This window comes from uncultured Jatrophihabitans sp., assembly GCF_964246335.1.
Lineage (GTDB): Bacteria > Actinomycetota > Actinomycetes > Mycobacteriales > Jatrophihabitantaceae > Jatrophihabitans.
Map to the genome: position 1 here is coordinate 50,742 of NZ_CAXTQF010000013.1, position 14,852 is coordinate 65,593.

The following is a 14,852-nucleotide window of genomic DNA, read 5'->3' on the forward strand; positions in this document are numbered from 1 at the left end:
CGATCGGGATGGCGTCGGCGGGCAATGCCGGCGCCATCGCTAATTCGGATTGGTGTTGCGCCGTCCCGGCGATGCACTCCCCCGAGTGCTCACCGACGGGACGGACGTCTTGAGTGCGTATCGGCCGTGGGTGCGCACAACCAGCCACGTCGTGCGGACGGCACGAGTCCACGCGCGGTACGTCTCTCGGCGAAGAAAGCGAAGACGACGACGCGTCTCGATGCGCGCCAACGCAGCATCGGCTTGCACGCTGGATCCCGCTTTCAGTGCAGGGTGCGGCTCACGCTTAGTGGTGCTCAGCTGACTGTGGTCGGCTAATGCCGACCTGATTCGTTGGTCGATGAACGCAGATATCGCATCGATCAGAGCAGTAACGCGGTCAAGTTGTGCGCACCCGTTGCATTTGTCAGCGTCGGCTGACGGAGCGTCGATCGGCCAATCAGCATCGCCAAGGTGCGTGAACTCATGATCCGCAGTCATGCCGACACCTGCTCGTCGTTCCAGTCCCATTGGTCCTCGGTGGGCACGCCGCGGCTGTCGATCAGGCCTTGGCGCTCCATTTCGAGAGCGGCCTCGACGCTGGACCGGTGGATCAGCACGACCCAATGCTTGTGCTGGTCCGGGTTAGGCCGCCGGTTGATCCCCAGCTGTTGAGCGCGCGTTGCAACGGAGCTATACGTGCGACCTATCTCGACTGCGACCTGAATCAACGACTTTGAGACGTCGCGCACGTGGCTGTCGTCTTCGCCGCTGTAAGGCTCGCCAGAACGCATCGCAAGGGACCGGGTGTACGTCTCAACGGCGGTCCGGTGTTTCGCTGATGCGGCTAACTTCTTGGCCTTGGGCTGAGCAGGTGCCATTGCGATCTTGCATCCACGGCAAGGCTGCTCCCAGTGGCCTCGCCGACTTGTGTCCGTGCGACGGGAAAACCGTCGAGCAGCAAGCAAACGTCCACATTGCGTGCACGTCTTCGCGATCAATGTTCGCGAACCAATCATGATCTGCCCACGCAGCCACAACGGCTGTGCGGCGAATCCGCCTTTGCCCGCGGCTAGTGCTAGCCCGTGTTTCTTCGCGGCGTGTTGGACGGCGTTTTCGGGGCGACCCAGGCGATCGCCAATCTGAGCAGCGGTGAGACTCTCGCGATGTGCGCGCAGAAAGTCGATCTCGGTAGAACTCCAACGCTGCTGCGGCTTGGGCTGGGCCAAACCCAAGCGCCGTGCGTGCTGGTTGACCGCGCTAATTGACCGGCCTGTGCGCTGTGCAATCTCGGCGCGAGACCACTCGCCCGAACGCAGCCATCGATCTTCCTCCGGCGTCCAGACGCCTTGGATGCTGCTCATGCCGACGCCTTGCCGACAAGCGCTTCTACGTCAGCACGGCGGAATCGACGTTGGCCGCCCGGCGTGCGAACTTCGGCGAGCTTGCCGAGGCGGGCCCACATGCGAACGGTGCTGGGGGCAACGTTGAAGATGCGAGCGACGTCACCAGGCCGTAGGAGGTCGGACTGTTGGTCTGCATGCATACTGTCGGTCACAAGACAGGACGGTACGCCGGGCGATAGCGAACGTCAATACGCATGCGTATCGACACGCGGAAAAGTTCGACCTGCACACTAATTGACGGTGTGCGCGCGTCTTAGTACCGTCTCCCACATGACAGATGTACTGGGGGACGTCAAGCAGGCGCGCCGACCTGCACCGACGTTGAGTTTCGGCGACTACGTGCGCATCGCACGGCGCGAGCTGCGTATGTCGCAGGGTGAGCTGGCAGCCGCGTTGAGCATCAAAACGCCGACGCTTTCGGCGTGGGAGTCCGGTCGAAACGTGCCCGACGACCTGCCGCGCGTTGCCTCAGACCTCGAGCGAGTGACCGGTTTTGCGCGGCAATGGTTCCTCGGCTGGGGCGATGTAGTCCCACCCGCTACCTCGGATACCGAGGTCCCGTCTATCGGCACCGCTAGCTCTGGTTGAAAAAGCCGTTCTCGATCTTGGCTTTGTCCTGAGCGGTGACGCTGACGTTGTGCGGGCTGAGCAGGAAGACCTTCGCGGTGACCCGCTCGATGCGCCCGTGCAGCCCGAAGGTCAGCCCGGCGGCGAAGTCGACGAGCCGCTTCGCGTCTGCGTCGTCCATGTCGGTCAGATTCATGATGACCGGCGTGCTCTTGCGGAAGTGCTCGCCGATGGTGCGGGCCTCGTTGTACGTGCGCGGGTGCAACGCGGTGATCTGGTAGGCCGACTGGCTGTACTCCTCGGCGTAGTGGACGTCGTCGTCGCTGCCGTAGTCGGCGTAACCGGCCGCCTCGACGCGCACCGGCTCGCGCGCGAACCGCTGCTCGGACCACTCATCGCGGCGGGCGGGCGAGCGGTCACCGTTACGGCCGTTGTGGCCGTGATTGGCTTGATACGCGCTCGAACCACCAGGGCTGTGCCCGTTGCCGCCGAAGCCGTCGGCCTCGTACTCGTCGTCCTCGACGAGGCCGAGGTAGACGCCCATGCGGTGCATCGCTCCGGGCATTGCTCCTCCAGAAAACTTCGGTGGGGTGGAACTTGCAGGGGACGCTAGCCCAAAACCGGGGGACGTCGTCCGAGCAACGCCGTACCGATCCGCACGTGTGTCGCACCGTGCCGGACCGCCGATTCGAAGTCGTCGCTCATGCCGGCGGAGATCGCGTCGGCCCCGTGGTGGCGCGCGCGGACCTGTCGGGAGAGTTCGGCGAGCCGGGCGAACTGCACGTCGGCGTCCGAACCCATCGGCGGGACCGCCATCACGCCGCGCAGCCGTAACTCGCGCCGCCCGGCGATCATGTCGAGGAGGCGGTCGAGGTCGGCGGTGGCGACGCCACCGCGATCGGGGTCGTCGTCCAGGCTGACCTGCGCGAACACGTCGAGCGGCGGCTCGCGGTCGGCCGTCGCGACGGCGTCGGCGAGCGCGGTGGCCAGCTTGACGCGATCGACCGAATGGACTGCCTGGGCGTACCGCGTGACGCTGCGCGCCTTGTTCGTCTGCAGCCTGCCGACGACGTGCCAACGCACCGGAGGCATACCGCCGAGGGCGTCGAGGTCGGCGATCTTGGCCCGCGCTTCCTGGTCCTTGCTCTCGCCGAAATCGCGCACGCCGAGCCGGGCGAGCGCCGCGACGTCACCGGCCGGCCGGGTCTTCGTCACCGCGATCAGCGTGACGTCACGCTGATCGCGTCCGGCGGCGTCGCACGCGGCCGCGATACGCGCGCGGACCGCACCGAGTGCAGCGACGAGTTCAGCCTCGCGTGCGCCGTCGCCGCCCCCTGCGCTCACCTAGCAGATCACCGGGTTCACTTGAGGAAGTCGGGAACGTCGAGTTCCTCGTCGAGGTCGAGCGGGGAGTGCGCACCGTTGGTCGTCGGCGAGGAGTACCGCGACGCGGGCTCGGCCTGGCCGCGCTGCTCGCCCGCGGACGAGGCCTGCGACCCGGCAGGACGGGCTCCCGCGTTCGCGTACCCGGGGGCGGCGACCGGCTCGTGCGTGCGGGCCTGGGCGGCCGGCTCACGGCGGATCTCCACCTTCTTGTACGGCAACTGGCCCGAGTCGAAGCCTGCGGCGATGACCGTGACCTTGACCTCGTCGCCGAGCGTGTCGTCGATGACGGCACCGAAGATGATGTTGGCCTCGGGGTGGGCGGCCTCGGCCACGAGCGAGGCCGCCTCGTTGATCTCGAACAGGCCGAGGTCCGAGCCGCCGTACATCGACAGCAGCACGCCGTGCGCACCGTCCATGCTGGCCTCGAGCAGCGGACTGGCGATGGCGATCTCTGCGGCCTGCCGAGCGCGGTTGTCGCCGCGGGCGGAGCCGATGCCCATGAGCGCGGAGCCGGCACCGCTCATGACGCTCTTGACGTCGGCGAAGTCGAGGTTGATCAGACCCGGCGTGGTGATCAGGTCGGTGATGCCCTGGACGCCGGACAGCAGCACCTGGTCGGCGCTGCGGAAGGCCTCCATCACCGAGACGTTGTGCTCACTGATCTGCAGCAGCCGGTCGTTGGGGATGACGATCAGCGTGTCGCACTCGGCTCGCAGCGCGTCGATGCCGTCGTCGGCCTGCGTGGCGCGGCGTTTGCCCTCGAAGCTGAACGGGCGAGTCACGACGCCGATGGTCAGCGCGCCCAGCTTGCGCGCGATGCTCGCCACCACCGGGGCGCCACCGGTGCCGGTGCCGCCACCCTCGCCGGCGGTCACGAACACCATGTCGGCGCCCTTGAGGACTTCCTCGATCTCGTCGCGGTGATCTTCGGCGGCCTTCTTGCCGACGTCGGGCTGCGCGCCCGCGCCGAGGCCACGGGTGAGCTCACGTCCGACGTCGAGCTTGACGTCCGCGTCGGACATCAGCAGCGCCTGGGCATCGGTGTTCACCGCGATGAACTCGACACCCTTGAGGCCGACCTCGATCATCCGGTTGACGGCATTGACGCCGCCCCCGCCGACGCCGACGACCTTGATGACCGCCAGGTAGTTGTGCGGTGCGCTCATGATGGCTCCTGAATCTGGCTGGGACGTCCCGATCTCGTGCCGGCTCGCGGTTCCGAACCCTCACCCTCAAGTAGACGCTTAGCGTTATGTCAACCTGGGGCGATGTCACGAAGTTAGATCGTGCGTGCACCGATCGTCGGCAGGCACGCCGACCGACACGCCGATCGAGGCGGGATTCGCGCAGATCGCGCTGCTGTCACGCGTGGCGCGAACCTGCAATCGCACCCAGGGCCGTGAGACCGCGCGCGACCACGTCCGCAAGATCGGCCTGCGAGTCGGCGAGGTAGCGGGCGATGTTGCCCGTGAGCAGCAGCGTGGCGAGCCCGTGGCTGAGCGACCAGCCGGCCGCGACGAGCGCGTCCGGATCCCCGTGCCCGTGCTCGTGCGCGAGCTCGCGCGCGCTGCCGAACAAGATGGTGAACGCGCGATCACGCGCGGCCATCAGCTGCGCGTCGTCCTCGCGGTACAACGCCGGGCGGAACATCACTTCGAAGTGCCCCGGATGCGTGACCGCGAAGGCGACGTACGCCGCCCCGCCGTCGAGGAAGCCGTACGGACCAACGGCCGCAGGCGCGATCGATTCGGCGGCCAGCGTGAAGCCCTGCGTGGCGATCGCGGTGAAGATCCCCGCGCGATCACCGAAGTGGTGGGCCGGTGCGGCGTGCGAAACGCCGGCCCGGCGCGCGATCTCCCGCATGCTCACCGCCGTGGCGCCCACGGCCTCGACCTCGGCCACCGCGGCCGAAATGACGGCCTCGCGCAGCGCGCCGTGATGGTAGGGGCGATCGTCGCTCATCGGCTCACCCTAGACAGTCTGGACAGTGTCTAGATACGGTAGCTACCTCGACTTGCCACTGTCTAGATGGAGGGACCGCCATGCCCGCCCCACTCACGGCCGTCAGGGTCGCCGGACTCGCGGCCCTGACGAGCATCGCCTCGGCCACGATCGGCCTGGCCATCCTGCCGATCTGGGACTTCCCGGCAACGGGCGCGACGAGCACCGCGCTGACGGCCTTCCTCGTCGACCACCGCGCCCGGTTGCAACTCATGATGTTGATGTACACGCTCGGCGTCACGCTGTGGCTGCTGTTCGGCACGGCCGCCGCGGCGCACCTACGGCAGGTGGTCGGCAGGACGGACGGCAACGCCGCGCTCGTGCGGTGCTTCGCCGCCGGTATCAGCGGGTTCGTCGTGCTGTTGCTCGCCGGGTTCACCGCGTTCGACGTGCTCGTCTACCGCGCGCCGCATGTGCCGGATCCGGGGCTGCTCTACGACCTGGGCTTCGGCCTGCTGGCGATGTCGGGCATGCCGACGGCGCTCGGCCTGGGCGCGTACGCGCTGCTGGTGCACCGGACGGGTGCCCTCCCCCGGCCGACGATCTACCTCGCCGCCGTCACCGCTGCCGCGCACGTCGTGCTGCTGCTGTCGTTCATCGTGCCGAGCGGGTTCTTCTCGCTGGAGGGGCTCGTCATCGCTGCAATCCCGGCGCTGCTGTGGGCGTGGATCGTGCAGGCGGGGTTGGCATTGCTCGCCGTACGACCACAACGCGCCGCGCCCGAGCTGCTCAACGGGTGAACGGCTGATCCGGGTCCGTCACGTCGATGTGCAGATCCTTGCGCCGCAGCAGGACGGGCAGCACCCGCGCCTTGTCCGCGTTGCGGGTGGCGGTGCCCCACTGCACCACGCGGTCGCCGTCGAGCACGACGGTGATCGACTGCGGGGTCAGCGCCTGGATCGAGGACGTACGCGCAAGCAGATCGCGCGGCAGCGACGCCGCCACCGCGGCCACGGCGCGGGCGGTCGTCGCGGATCCGTGGGGCAACACGAGGCGCGGCAGAGTGCTCGCCGCGTGCCGGACGGTGCGGAAGCGTTTGCCGGTGCGGTCGACGAGTACGGCCTTGCCGGAGCTACGCACGTAGCCGATCGCCGTGCGGTCGGTGACCGTGATCGTCACCGTCGACGGGAACGACGTCGTGACGCGCGCGGACGCCACTTCGGGCAGGCGCTGCACGCGGCGGCGTACCGCGTCGGTGTCCAGCCGGACCAGCGGCGTACCCGCTGCGACGTGTGCGGCCGAACGGACCTGCCCGGCGCTGAGCAGATGCGTGCCGCGCACCGCGACCGTCCCGACGCCGAAGACCGAGCTGAACGCGACCAGCCAGACGGCGACGCCGGCGAGCACGACGGCCGCAACGGCGACGACGATCGCCACGAGCCGCCGGCTGCGCCACGGGTGACGCGGCTCGTCGGGTTCGGACTCGGTACGCGGCGCCCGCGGGGTCACGATGCTCACGTCGCCGCCGCGGACTCGCACGCCTCGCGGATCAGCGGGCAGAGCAGGTAGACGTTGCCGATGCCCATCGTGATGACAAGATCGCCGGCTCGTGCGAGCTGCGCGATCCGCTCGGGCACCGCGTCGTAACGCGGCTCGTACACGACCTGTTCGGCAGGCAAGTCGATGAGGTCACTGATGGTCGCGCCGGTGACGCCGGGAATCGGCTCCTCGCGCGCCGGGAAGATGTCCATCACCACCGCGATGTCGGCGGCGGCGAGAGCGTCGGCGAACTCGCGGGCGAAGGTCTGCGTGCGGCTGTAGGTGCCGGGCTGGAACACGGCGATCAACCGGCCGTCCTGCGCCAACGCGCTGCGCGCCGCAGCGAGGGACGCGGCAATCTCCGTGGGGTGGTGGGCGTAGTCGTCGTAGATGCGCACGCCGCCGCCGACGTCGTAGGACTCGAAGCGCCGGTGGACGCCGCGGAACGCCGCCCACGCCGACGTCGCGACCTCGACGTCGAGGCCGAGGTACGCCACGAGCGCCAGCGCGGCGCTCGCGTTCAGGGCCATGTGTGCACCGATCAGCGCACCGACACGCACCCGGCGCTCGCCGATCGCGGCGAAGTCACCGTCCGGCGCGGCGTGCACGGTGAACTCGACGGCGTCGGCGCCCGAGTCGATGTCCAACACGCGCACGTCCGCGAATTCGCTGGTGCCGTACGTGCGCACGGTTCGGCCGCGCGCCCGGGCGTATTCGGCGACGCGTTCGGCACCCGGGTCGTCGGCGCAGGTGAGCAGCAGTCCGTCGGCGTCGACGCGCTCGACGAACTGCTCGAACGCGGCGAAGATGCCTTCCAGGTCGCCGTGGTTCTCCAGGTGATCGGCCTCGACATTGGTGACGAGCGCCGCGCTCGGCCGGGTCAGCAGAAACGACCCGTCGCTCTCGTCGGCCTCGACGATGGCGAGCGGGCCGGAGCCCAGGTGTGCGTTCTTGCCCGTCTCGTACAGGTTGCCGCCGATGGCGAACGACGGATCCGCCCCGCACGCCTGCGCCGCGACGACCAACAGCGAGGTGGTGGAGGTCTTGCCGTGGGTACCGGACACGGCAACGGTGCGGCGGTCCTCGAGCGCCGACGAGAGCGCCGCTGCCCGGCGCAGCACCTGCCTGCCGCTGTCGCGCGCGGCGACGAATTCCTCGTGCCGCGGATTGATCGCGGTGGTGTAGACGAACGTGTCGGCGTCGTCGAGGTGCCGCGGCGAGTGACCGATCGTGACCTGCGCGCCGAGCGCGCGCAGGCCTTTGACGGTCAGCGAGTCGCGCGCCTCGCAGCCGCTGACCTCGATGCCACGCTCGATCAGGATCCGCGCGAGCGCGCTCATGCCGGCGCCGGCGATGCCCATGATGTGCACCCGGCCGAGGTCGCGCAGCCGTGGCACGACATCGGTGGCGGCACTGCGGACCAGTGCGGCGCCGGGCGCTGCCCAGTCGTCGGGCCGGTCCCCGGCGTGGTCGCTCGTCGGCCTCACGGGTGGAACCTGCGGTATTCGGCGGCGACGTCGAGCACCCGCTGCGCCAGCACCACATCGGCGTCGCGCGCGCCGGCGCGCGCTGCTGAGCGGGACATGCCCCCCAGTGTGCCGGGATCGGTGATGCGCCCGACGACCTCGCGCAGCACGCGGTCAGGTGTGAGCGCCGCGTCGTCGACGAGCACCGCTCCCCCGGCGGCGACGATCGGCAGCGCGTTCAGGCGCTGCTCGCCGTTGCCGACCGGGTACGGCACGTAGATCGCCGGCAGGCCGACCGCGGCCAGCTCCGCGCACGTCATGGCACCACAGCGACACAGCGCGAGGTCGGCGGCGGCGTAGGCGTACTGCATCTGCTCGACGTAGGGCACCACGACGTAGGGCGTGTCGCTGTCCCGCGCGTCGGGCGGCAGTGCGATGTCGTTCTTGCCGCCGGCGACGTGCAGCACCTGCACACCGGCTGCCCGCAGGCGACCGGCGGCGCCGAGCACCGCGTTGTTGATCGACCGTGCGCCCTGCGAGCCGCCGAACACGAGCAGCGTCGGCAGGTCGGGACGCAACCCGAACCGGGCGCGGGCCTCGGCGCGCAACGCTGCGCGGTCGAGTTGCGAGATGGCCGGCCGGAGCGGGATGCCGATGGGCACGGCGTGCGGCAGATGCGCTTCCGGCGACGCCGTGAAGACATGCGTCGTCAACCGCGCGGCGCCCCGGTTGGCGAGGCCCGGCCGGGCATTCGCCTCGTGCACCACGATCGGGATGCTGGCGCGCTTCGCGGCGAGGTAAGCGGGCACCGCGACGTAGCCACCGAACCCGACGACGACCTCGGCCTGCACCCGCGCCAACACTGACGACGCCGCGGTGACGGCCGCCCGGACCCGACCTGGGGTGCGCGCGAAATCGCGGTTCAGCCGGCGCGGCAGCGGAACGGGCGGGACGAGCTCGAGTGGATAGCCGCGCGCCGGGATCAGTTCGGTGTCCAGGCCTTTGGACGTACCGAGTGCGACGACCTGCGCCGACGGCTCGAGCCTGCGCACGGCATCGGCGAGGTTCATCGCCGGCTCGATGTGCCCCGCCGTGCCCCCGCCCGCGACGACGACCCGGGGCGACGTCACCGCCGACGCCCGTCAGTGCCCGTCGGCCGCAACCGCTGACCCGATGCCGTCGATGCACGCGAGGAGCGCTGGTACGTGGGTCCGACGGGCGACCCACCGCGCGATGAGCGCTCGCGCGCAGAGCCCGCAGCCGCGCGAGCTGTGCCTTCGTGCGGCGCTGCGCGCCGGGGGGAGCTTGCCCCGACCTGTGTACCGGGGCGGCTTCGCCTACGGGGGGCTTTGTACAACTGCGGCACCGGGATCAGGGCCCAGCGTTCGAGGCGGGAGCGGCGGCCGAGGCGCTGGGCCTTGCGCGCGGCCTGGACGGCGGCCGTCTCGTGCCGGGCGAAGGACACCAGCATGCCGAGCAGGAAGAACGTCACGAGCAGCGACGTGCCGCCGGCCGAGATCAGCGGCAGCGGGATGCCGGTGACGGGCAGCAGGCCGGTGACGTAACCGATGTTGATGACTGCCTGCCCGCACACCCAGATCGTCGCAGTGCCGGCGACGAGCCGGACGAACGGATCGGCGCTGCGTCGGACGACGCGCATGCCGGCGTACGCGAACAGCGCGAACAGCGCCAGCACCGCCATCGCGCCCAGCAGGCCGAGCTCCTCGCCGACGATCGCGAACACGAAGTCGGAGTTCGCGTTCGGCACCCAGCCGTACTTCGACGTGCCCTGGCCGAGACCGACGCCGAAGACCCCGCCGGACGACAGCGCGTACAGGCCCTCGACGGTGTGGTAGCCGGTGGTCTTGGCGTGCTTGAACGGATCGGTGAAGTTGGTCAGCCGGGCAAGTCGATAGGGCGCGGCAACCGCGAGCACGGTGATGCCCAGGGCGACCGCGCCCAGCACGAGCGCGAAGTAACGCAGCGGCATGCCGACCATCCACAGCAGGCCGAGCAGGATGAGCATGAAGCAGCAGGTGGTGCCGAGGTCGGGCTCGCACATCACGAGCAGACTGACGAGCACGAAACCGGGCAGCAGCGGCACGAACAGATGGCGTGCGCGGCGCAGCGTGCCGAGTTGCAGCTTGCGCGAGAGCAGGTCCGCGCCCCACAGCAGCATGCCGAACTTCGCGAACTCCGACGGTTGCAGCTGCAGCGCCCCGACGTCGATCCAGCGACGTGCGCCGTAGACCCCGACGCCGATGCCGGGCACCAGCACTGCCACCAGCGACACGATCGACAGCACCAGGATCGGGTACGTCAGCAGCCGGAAGGCGCGTGGTGACAGGCGCACCGCGAACCAGAACAGCAGCAGGCCGCCGGCGATGAACTCGAACTCCTTCGTCGACTGCCCCCAGATGGAGCCGGTGCCCGAGTCTGTGTGTGCGGCCGAGATGGTCGTCGACACCGACATGAGCACCCCGAAGACGAGCAGCCCGGCGGCGGCGAGCAGCAGCAGCTGGACCGACGCGTAAGGACCGTCGAGGAAGCGGCTGACGACCGCCGTCCGCGAGCTGCTGCGTTTCGTGGGTGAGGTGCGTGCGGTAGCCGCGGCATCAGCCGCGACGCTCTGCTCGATCATCGATCGGCCAGCGCGTGCACCGCGGCGGCGAATGCGTCACCGCGCGCGCCGAAGCCCGAGAACATGTCGTAGGACGCCGCGGCGGGAGCGAGCAACACCGTGTCGCCGGGACGCGCGAGCCCGGCCGCGGCGTGCACCACCTCGGTCATCGCCCCATCGTCGGTGCTGTCGACCATGATCACCGGGACATCCGGTGCGTGTCGTGCAAGTGCAGCGGCGACGAGCGCACGGTCCGCGCCCAGCAGTACGGCGCCGGCGAGGCGCGGCGTGGCCTCGCGAACCAGGTCGGCGACATCGACCCCTTTGAGCTGGCCGCCGGCGACCCAGACAATGCGCGGATAGGCCGAGAGCGACGCGTGCGCCGCATGCGGGTTGGTCGCCTTGCTGTCGTCGACCCAGTCGATGCCGTCCACGGTGGCGACGAACGCGTTGCGGTGCGGGTCGGGCGTGAACGCGGCCAGTCCGGCCGCGATCGCCGCCGGGGCAACGCCGTGCGCGCGCGCCAGCGCCGCTGCCGCAAGCGCGTTGGCAACGTTGTGCGCGCCGGCCGGGCGTACGTCGTCGACGCGGGCCAGGACGGCGTCGTGGTCGCCGAACGCGCGGGACACCAGCGCGCCGCCGACGACGCCGAGCTGCCCGTCGTCCGGCGCACCCAGCGTGAAGCCGATCGCACCGTCCGGCGCGAGCTCCACGACGCGCGGGTCGTCGGCGTTGACGATCGCGACGTCGGCGTCGAGCACATGCCGCTTGGCGCGCTCGTACGCCGCCATCGAGCCGTGCCAGTTGAGATGGTCGGGCGCGATGTTGAGCAAGGCACCGGCAGCGGGTGCGACCGACGGCGCGAACTGCAGCTGCTGACTGGACAGCTCCACCGCGAGCACGTCGTAGGGCGGCAGCTCGCGCACCGCGTCGATCAGCGGCGTACCGACATTGCCGACGGCCAGGGCACGCAGCCCCGCTGCCTGGAGGATGGACTCGAGCATGTGGACGGTGGTGGTCTTGCCGTTCGTGCCGGTGAGCGCCAGCCACGGCGCAGGCTGCTCCGGGCGCAGGTACCACGCCAGCTCGGCCTCGCCGAAGACCGGCAGCGGTCGCGCGTCGGCCTCTCGCAGCAGCGGGTCGTGCGGCGGCACGCCGGGCGAGGCGACGACGAAGTCGATGTCGTCCGGAACGGTCTCGAGCGGGTCGGCCCAGTGGGCGCCGAGTCGTTCGAGCTCGTCGACGCCGGCCGAACGCCGGGTCGCGGTGAGCGTCACCACCGCGCCGAGCTCCAGCAACGCGCGGGCCGCGGACGTGCCGGCGACACCGACGCCGCAGACGAGCACCCGGATGCCCGGGGCGAGCGGCAACGCCGGCGCGGCGTGCTGCTCAGCCATTCCCGATGAAGTCCGCGTAGAACAGTCCCATCCCGAACGCGACGGCCATCCCGCCCATGATCCAGAAGCGGACGATGATGGTCACCGGTTCCCAGCCGCCCAGCTCGAAGTGATGGTGCAACGGGGCCATCCGGAAGATACGTCTGCCGGTGCCGGTGCGTATCCGGGTGAACTTGAACCAGCCCGTCTGCAGAATCGACGACACGGTGATCGCGGCGTACAGCCCACCCAGCGCGACCAGCAGCAGCTCGGTGCGGGTGAGGATGGCGAGCCCGGCCATCAGCCCGCCGAGCGCGAGCGAGCCGGTGTCGCCCATGAAGATCTGCGCGGGCGAGGCGTTCCACCACAGGAATCCGAAGCAGGCACTCATCGCCGACGCGGCCACCAGCGCGAGGTCGAGCGCGTCCCGCACGTCGTAGCAACCGGCCAGCGGGTGCGCGCCGCACGGGTTACGGAACTGCAGGAAGGAGATGAGCGTGAACGCGCCGAACACCATGGCCGCGGCGCCGGCGGCGAGGCCGTCGAGGCCGTCGGTGAGGTTCACCGCGTTCGACGTCGCCGAGATGATCAGGTACGCGAGCACGACGAAGCCGATGCTGCCCAGGCCGATGGCGCTGATGTCGCGCACGTAGGACAGGTGGGTTGACGCGGGCGTCAGGCCGAACTTGTTCGGTCGCTGCAGGGCGAAGATCGCGAACGAGACGCCGACGACGAGCTGGCCCGCGAACTTCGCCCGCGCGCGCAGGCCGAGACTGCGCTGACGGCGGATCTTGATGAAATCGTCGACGAATCCGACGGCACCGAGGCCGACCATCAGGTAGAGCGCGAGCAGCCCGGACAGGTCGAACCCGCCGCCGCCGCGGATCGCGATGACGATGTGCGCGACGAGGTAGCCGACGACCGTCGACCCGATGATCGCGACGCCGCCCATCGTCGGAGTGCCGCGCTTGACGAGGTGCGTCTGCGGGCCGTCGATGCGGATCTCCTGGCCGAAGCCGCGCCGGCGGAAGTACACGACGACCATCGGGGTGAACAGGATCGAGGTCAGCAGGGCGAACACAGCGGCGATCAGGATCGTCTTCATCCTGCGCCGCCTCCGTTCCCCTGCACGTCCGACCGATCATCTTCGGTGATGGCGTCGGCGACGCGTTCGAGGCTCGCCGATCGGGATGCCTTGACCAGGACGACGTCGCCCGGGCGCAGGCCTCCGCGCAGCAGCTCGACCGCTGCTGCGGTGTCCGGCACCCGTGTCGCCGTGCCGTCCCACGAGTCTTGCGCAGCCGCGCCGTCGGCGAGCGCGCGGGCCTCGTCCCCCACGGTGATGAGCTGTGCTATCCCGAGTTCGGCGACGTGCCGGCCCAGCGCGTGATGCTCGCCCGGGGCGTCGGCGCCGAGTTCGGCCATCGGACCCAGCACCGCCCAGGTGCGGGCGCCCCCGGCCGCGCGCCCCGCGCCGACCCGGGCCAGGGCGGCCAGCGCGGCACGCATCGACTCGGGGTTGGCGTTGTAGGCGTCGTTGATCACCACGACGCCGTCCGCGCGTTCGGTCGTCTCCATCCGCCACCGGCTGGCCGGCGTAGCGGTGCGCAGCAGCCCGGCGATGTCCTGCGGCGTGGCCCCGCATTCGAGTGCGACGGCCGCGGCGGCGAGCGCGTTCGCGACGTGGTGCTCGCCGACGAGCGGCAACGTGACGGGCACGGCTTCGCCGGCGGCGTCCAGCGTGAACGACGCGCGTCCCTGGTCGTCGAGCTCGACGTCGGACGCCCGGACCTGTGCATCTGCCGCACGGCCGACGAGCACGACACGCGCCTGCGTGCGGACGGCCATCGCGGCGACCAACGGGTCGTCGGCGTTCAGCACGGCGACTCCCCCGTCGGCGGCGCTCGGCAGCGCTTCGACGAGCTCGCCCTTGGCCTGGGCGATCGCCTCGCGCGAACCGAACTCGCCGAGGTGCGCGCTGCCGACGTTGAGCACGACGCCGATGCGCGGCGGCGCGATGCGCGTCAGGTACGCGATGTGGCCGATGCCGCGGGCACTCGTCTCGAGGACCAGGAAGCGTGTCTTCGGCGTTGCGCGCAGCACGGTGTACGGATGGCCGAGCTCGTTGTTGTACGAGCCGGGCGGCGCGACCGTCGGGCCGAGGGCGCCGAGCAGGTGCGCGAGCAGATCCTTGGTGGACGTCTTGCCGGCCGAGCCGGTCACGCCGATGACCGTCGTGTCCGGCAGTCGGGGCACGACCGCGCCGGCGAGCGCGGCCAAGGCCGCGAACCCGTCGGCCACCTCGATCGACGGCGCGGGCACGGGGTGCGTGACGATGCCGGCCGCGGCGCCGTGCTCGACCGCCCCCGGCACGTAGTCGTGCCCGTCGACGCGCTCGCCGGGCAGGGCGAGGAACAGTCCGCCGGGGGTGACCTTGCGGGAGTCGAACTCGACGCTGCCGGTCACCGGCGTGGCGGCGTCGGCATGCGCCAGCCGGCCGTGGACGATCGCCGCGACCTCGCCCAGCGTCAGCTCGATCATCGGTCGCACCCCCGCCCGGTCCGAGCCATTC

Annotated in this window: 15 protein-coding genes; 2 read left to right on the plus strand and 13 right to left on the minus strand. The window is 70.3% G+C overall.

The window, feature by feature from the left end:
• Positions 1-476: 476 nt before the first annotated feature.
• Complete coding sequence (locus ACFFCN_RS06200) at positions 477-1,343, minus strand: hypothetical protein (protein ID WP_375490271.1); 867 nt, start codon at positions 1,341-1,343, stop codon at positions 477-479.
• A complete protein-coding gene (locus tag ACFFCN_RS06205; protein ID WP_375490284.1) occupies positions 1,340-1,525 on the minus strand; it encodes a helix-turn-helix domain-containing protein in 186 nt (61 codons plus the stop codon). Before ACFFCN_RS06205 ends, ACFFCN_RS06200 begins: the two co-directional genes overlap by 4 nt.
• A gap of 130 nt (positions 1,526-1,655) precedes the next feature.
• Here ACFFCN_RS06205 and ACFFCN_RS06210 point away from each other — a divergent pair, with 130 nt between their 5' ends.
• Positions 1,656-1,973, plus strand: a complete 318-nt coding sequence (locus ACFFCN_RS06210; protein ID WP_375490272.1) for a multiprotein-bridging factor 1 family protein — start codon at positions 1,656-1,658, stop codon at positions 1,971-1,973.
• Here ACFFCN_RS06210 and ACFFCN_RS06215 read toward each other — a convergent pair.
• The 4 genes from ACFFCN_RS06215 to ACFFCN_RS06230 form a co-directional block, all read right to left on the minus strand.
• The gene (locus ACFFCN_RS06215) at positions 1,960-2,517 is read right to left on the minus strand and encodes a cell division protein SepF (protein ID WP_375490273.1); all 558 of its coding nucleotides are present in this window, start codon (positions 2,515-2,517) and stop codon (positions 1,960-1,962) included. The genes ACFFCN_RS06210 and ACFFCN_RS06215 overlap by 14 nt on opposite strands.
• 44 nt (positions 2,518-2,561) lie before the next feature.
• On the minus strand, positions 2,562-3,296 hold the full coding sequence (locus ACFFCN_RS06220) for a YggS family pyridoxal phosphate-dependent enzyme (RefSeq protein ID WP_375490274.1): 735 nt from the start codon (positions 3,294-3,296) through the stop codon (positions 2,562-2,564).
• Positions 3,297-3,313: 17 nt separating this feature from the next.
• Positions 3,314-4,504 (minus strand): cell division protein FtsZ, encoded by a 1,191-nt coding sequence (gene ftsZ, locus ACFFCN_RS06225; RefSeq protein ID WP_375490275.1) that lies wholly within the window; start codon positions 4,502-4,504, stop codon positions 3,314-3,316.
• A 196-nt stretch (positions 4,505-4,700) separates the two neighbouring features.
• Complete coding sequence (locus ACFFCN_RS06230; RefSeq protein ID WP_375490276.1) at positions 4,701-5,300, minus strand: TetR/AcrR family transcriptional regulator; 600 nt, start codon at positions 5,298-5,300, stop codon at positions 4,701-4,703.
• Positions 5,301-5,380: 80 nt separating this feature from the next.
• On the opposite strand from ACFFCN_RS06230, the gene ACFFCN_RS06235 reads away from it, so the two are divergent.
• Positions 5,381-6,079 carry a hypothetical protein gene (locus ACFFCN_RS06235; RefSeq protein WP_375490277.1) on the plus strand — a complete coding sequence of 233 codons (699 nt, stop codon included), beginning with the start codon at positions 5,381-5,383 and terminating at the stop codon, positions 6,077-6,079.
• Here ACFFCN_RS06235 and ACFFCN_RS06240 read toward each other — a convergent pair.
• From ACFFCN_RS06240 to murF, 7 genes are read right to left on the minus strand one after another with little or no spacing between them, the layout of a single operon-like run.
• Positions 6,069-6,797 carry a cell division protein FtsQ/DivIB gene (locus ACFFCN_RS06240; RefSeq protein ID WP_375490278.1) on the minus strand — a complete coding sequence of 243 codons (729 nt, stop codon included), beginning with the start codon at positions 6,795-6,797 and terminating at the stop codon, positions 6,069-6,071. The two genes, ACFFCN_RS06235 and ACFFCN_RS06240, sit on opposite strands and share 11 nt — an antisense overlap.
• The gene (gene murC, locus ACFFCN_RS06245; RefSeq protein WP_375490279.1) at positions 6,794-8,305 is read right to left on the minus strand and encodes a UDP-N-acetylmuramate--L-alanine ligase; all 1,512 of its coding nucleotides are present in this window, start codon (positions 8,303-8,305) and stop codon (positions 6,794-6,796) included. Before murC ends, ACFFCN_RS06240 begins: the two co-directional genes overlap by 4 nt.
• Positions 8,302-9,414: an undecaprenyldiphospho-muramoylpentapeptide beta-N-acetylglucosaminyltransferase gene (murG, locus tag ACFFCN_RS06250; RefSeq protein ID WP_375490280.1), complete on the minus strand. Its 1,113-nt coding sequence runs from the start codon at positions 9,412-9,414 to the stop codon at positions 8,302-8,304. Before murG ends, murC begins: the two co-directional genes overlap by 4 nt.
• Positions 9,411-10,925 (minus strand): putative lipid II flippase FtsW, encoded by a 1,515-nt coding sequence (gene ftsW, locus ACFFCN_RS06255; protein ID WP_375490281.1) that lies wholly within the window; start codon positions 10,923-10,925, stop codon positions 9,411-9,413. The genes murG and ftsW overlap by 4 nt, the downstream gene beginning before the upstream one ends.
• Entirely contained in the window at positions 10,922-12,301 is a 1,380-nt protein-coding gene (gene murD, locus ACFFCN_RS06260) for a UDP-N-acetylmuramoyl-L-alanine--D-glutamate ligase (protein WP_375490282.1), read from the minus strand. Before murD ends, ftsW begins: the two co-directional genes overlap by 4 nt.
• Positions 12,294-13,385: a phospho-N-acetylmuramoyl-pentapeptide-transferase gene (mraY, locus tag ACFFCN_RS06265; RefSeq protein ID WP_375490283.1), complete on the minus strand. Its 1,092-nt coding sequence runs from the start codon at positions 13,383-13,385 to the stop codon at positions 12,294-12,296. The genes murD and mraY overlap by 8 nt, the downstream gene beginning before the upstream one ends.
• Complete coding sequence (gene murF / locus ACFFCN_RS06270; protein WP_375490285.1) at positions 13,382-14,821, minus strand: UDP-N-acetylmuramoyl-tripeptide--D-alanyl-D-alanine ligase; 1,440 nt, start codon at positions 14,819-14,821, stop codon at positions 13,382-13,384. Before murF ends, mraY begins: the two co-directional genes overlap by 4 nt.
• Positions 14,822-14,852: the final 31 nt, after the last annotated feature.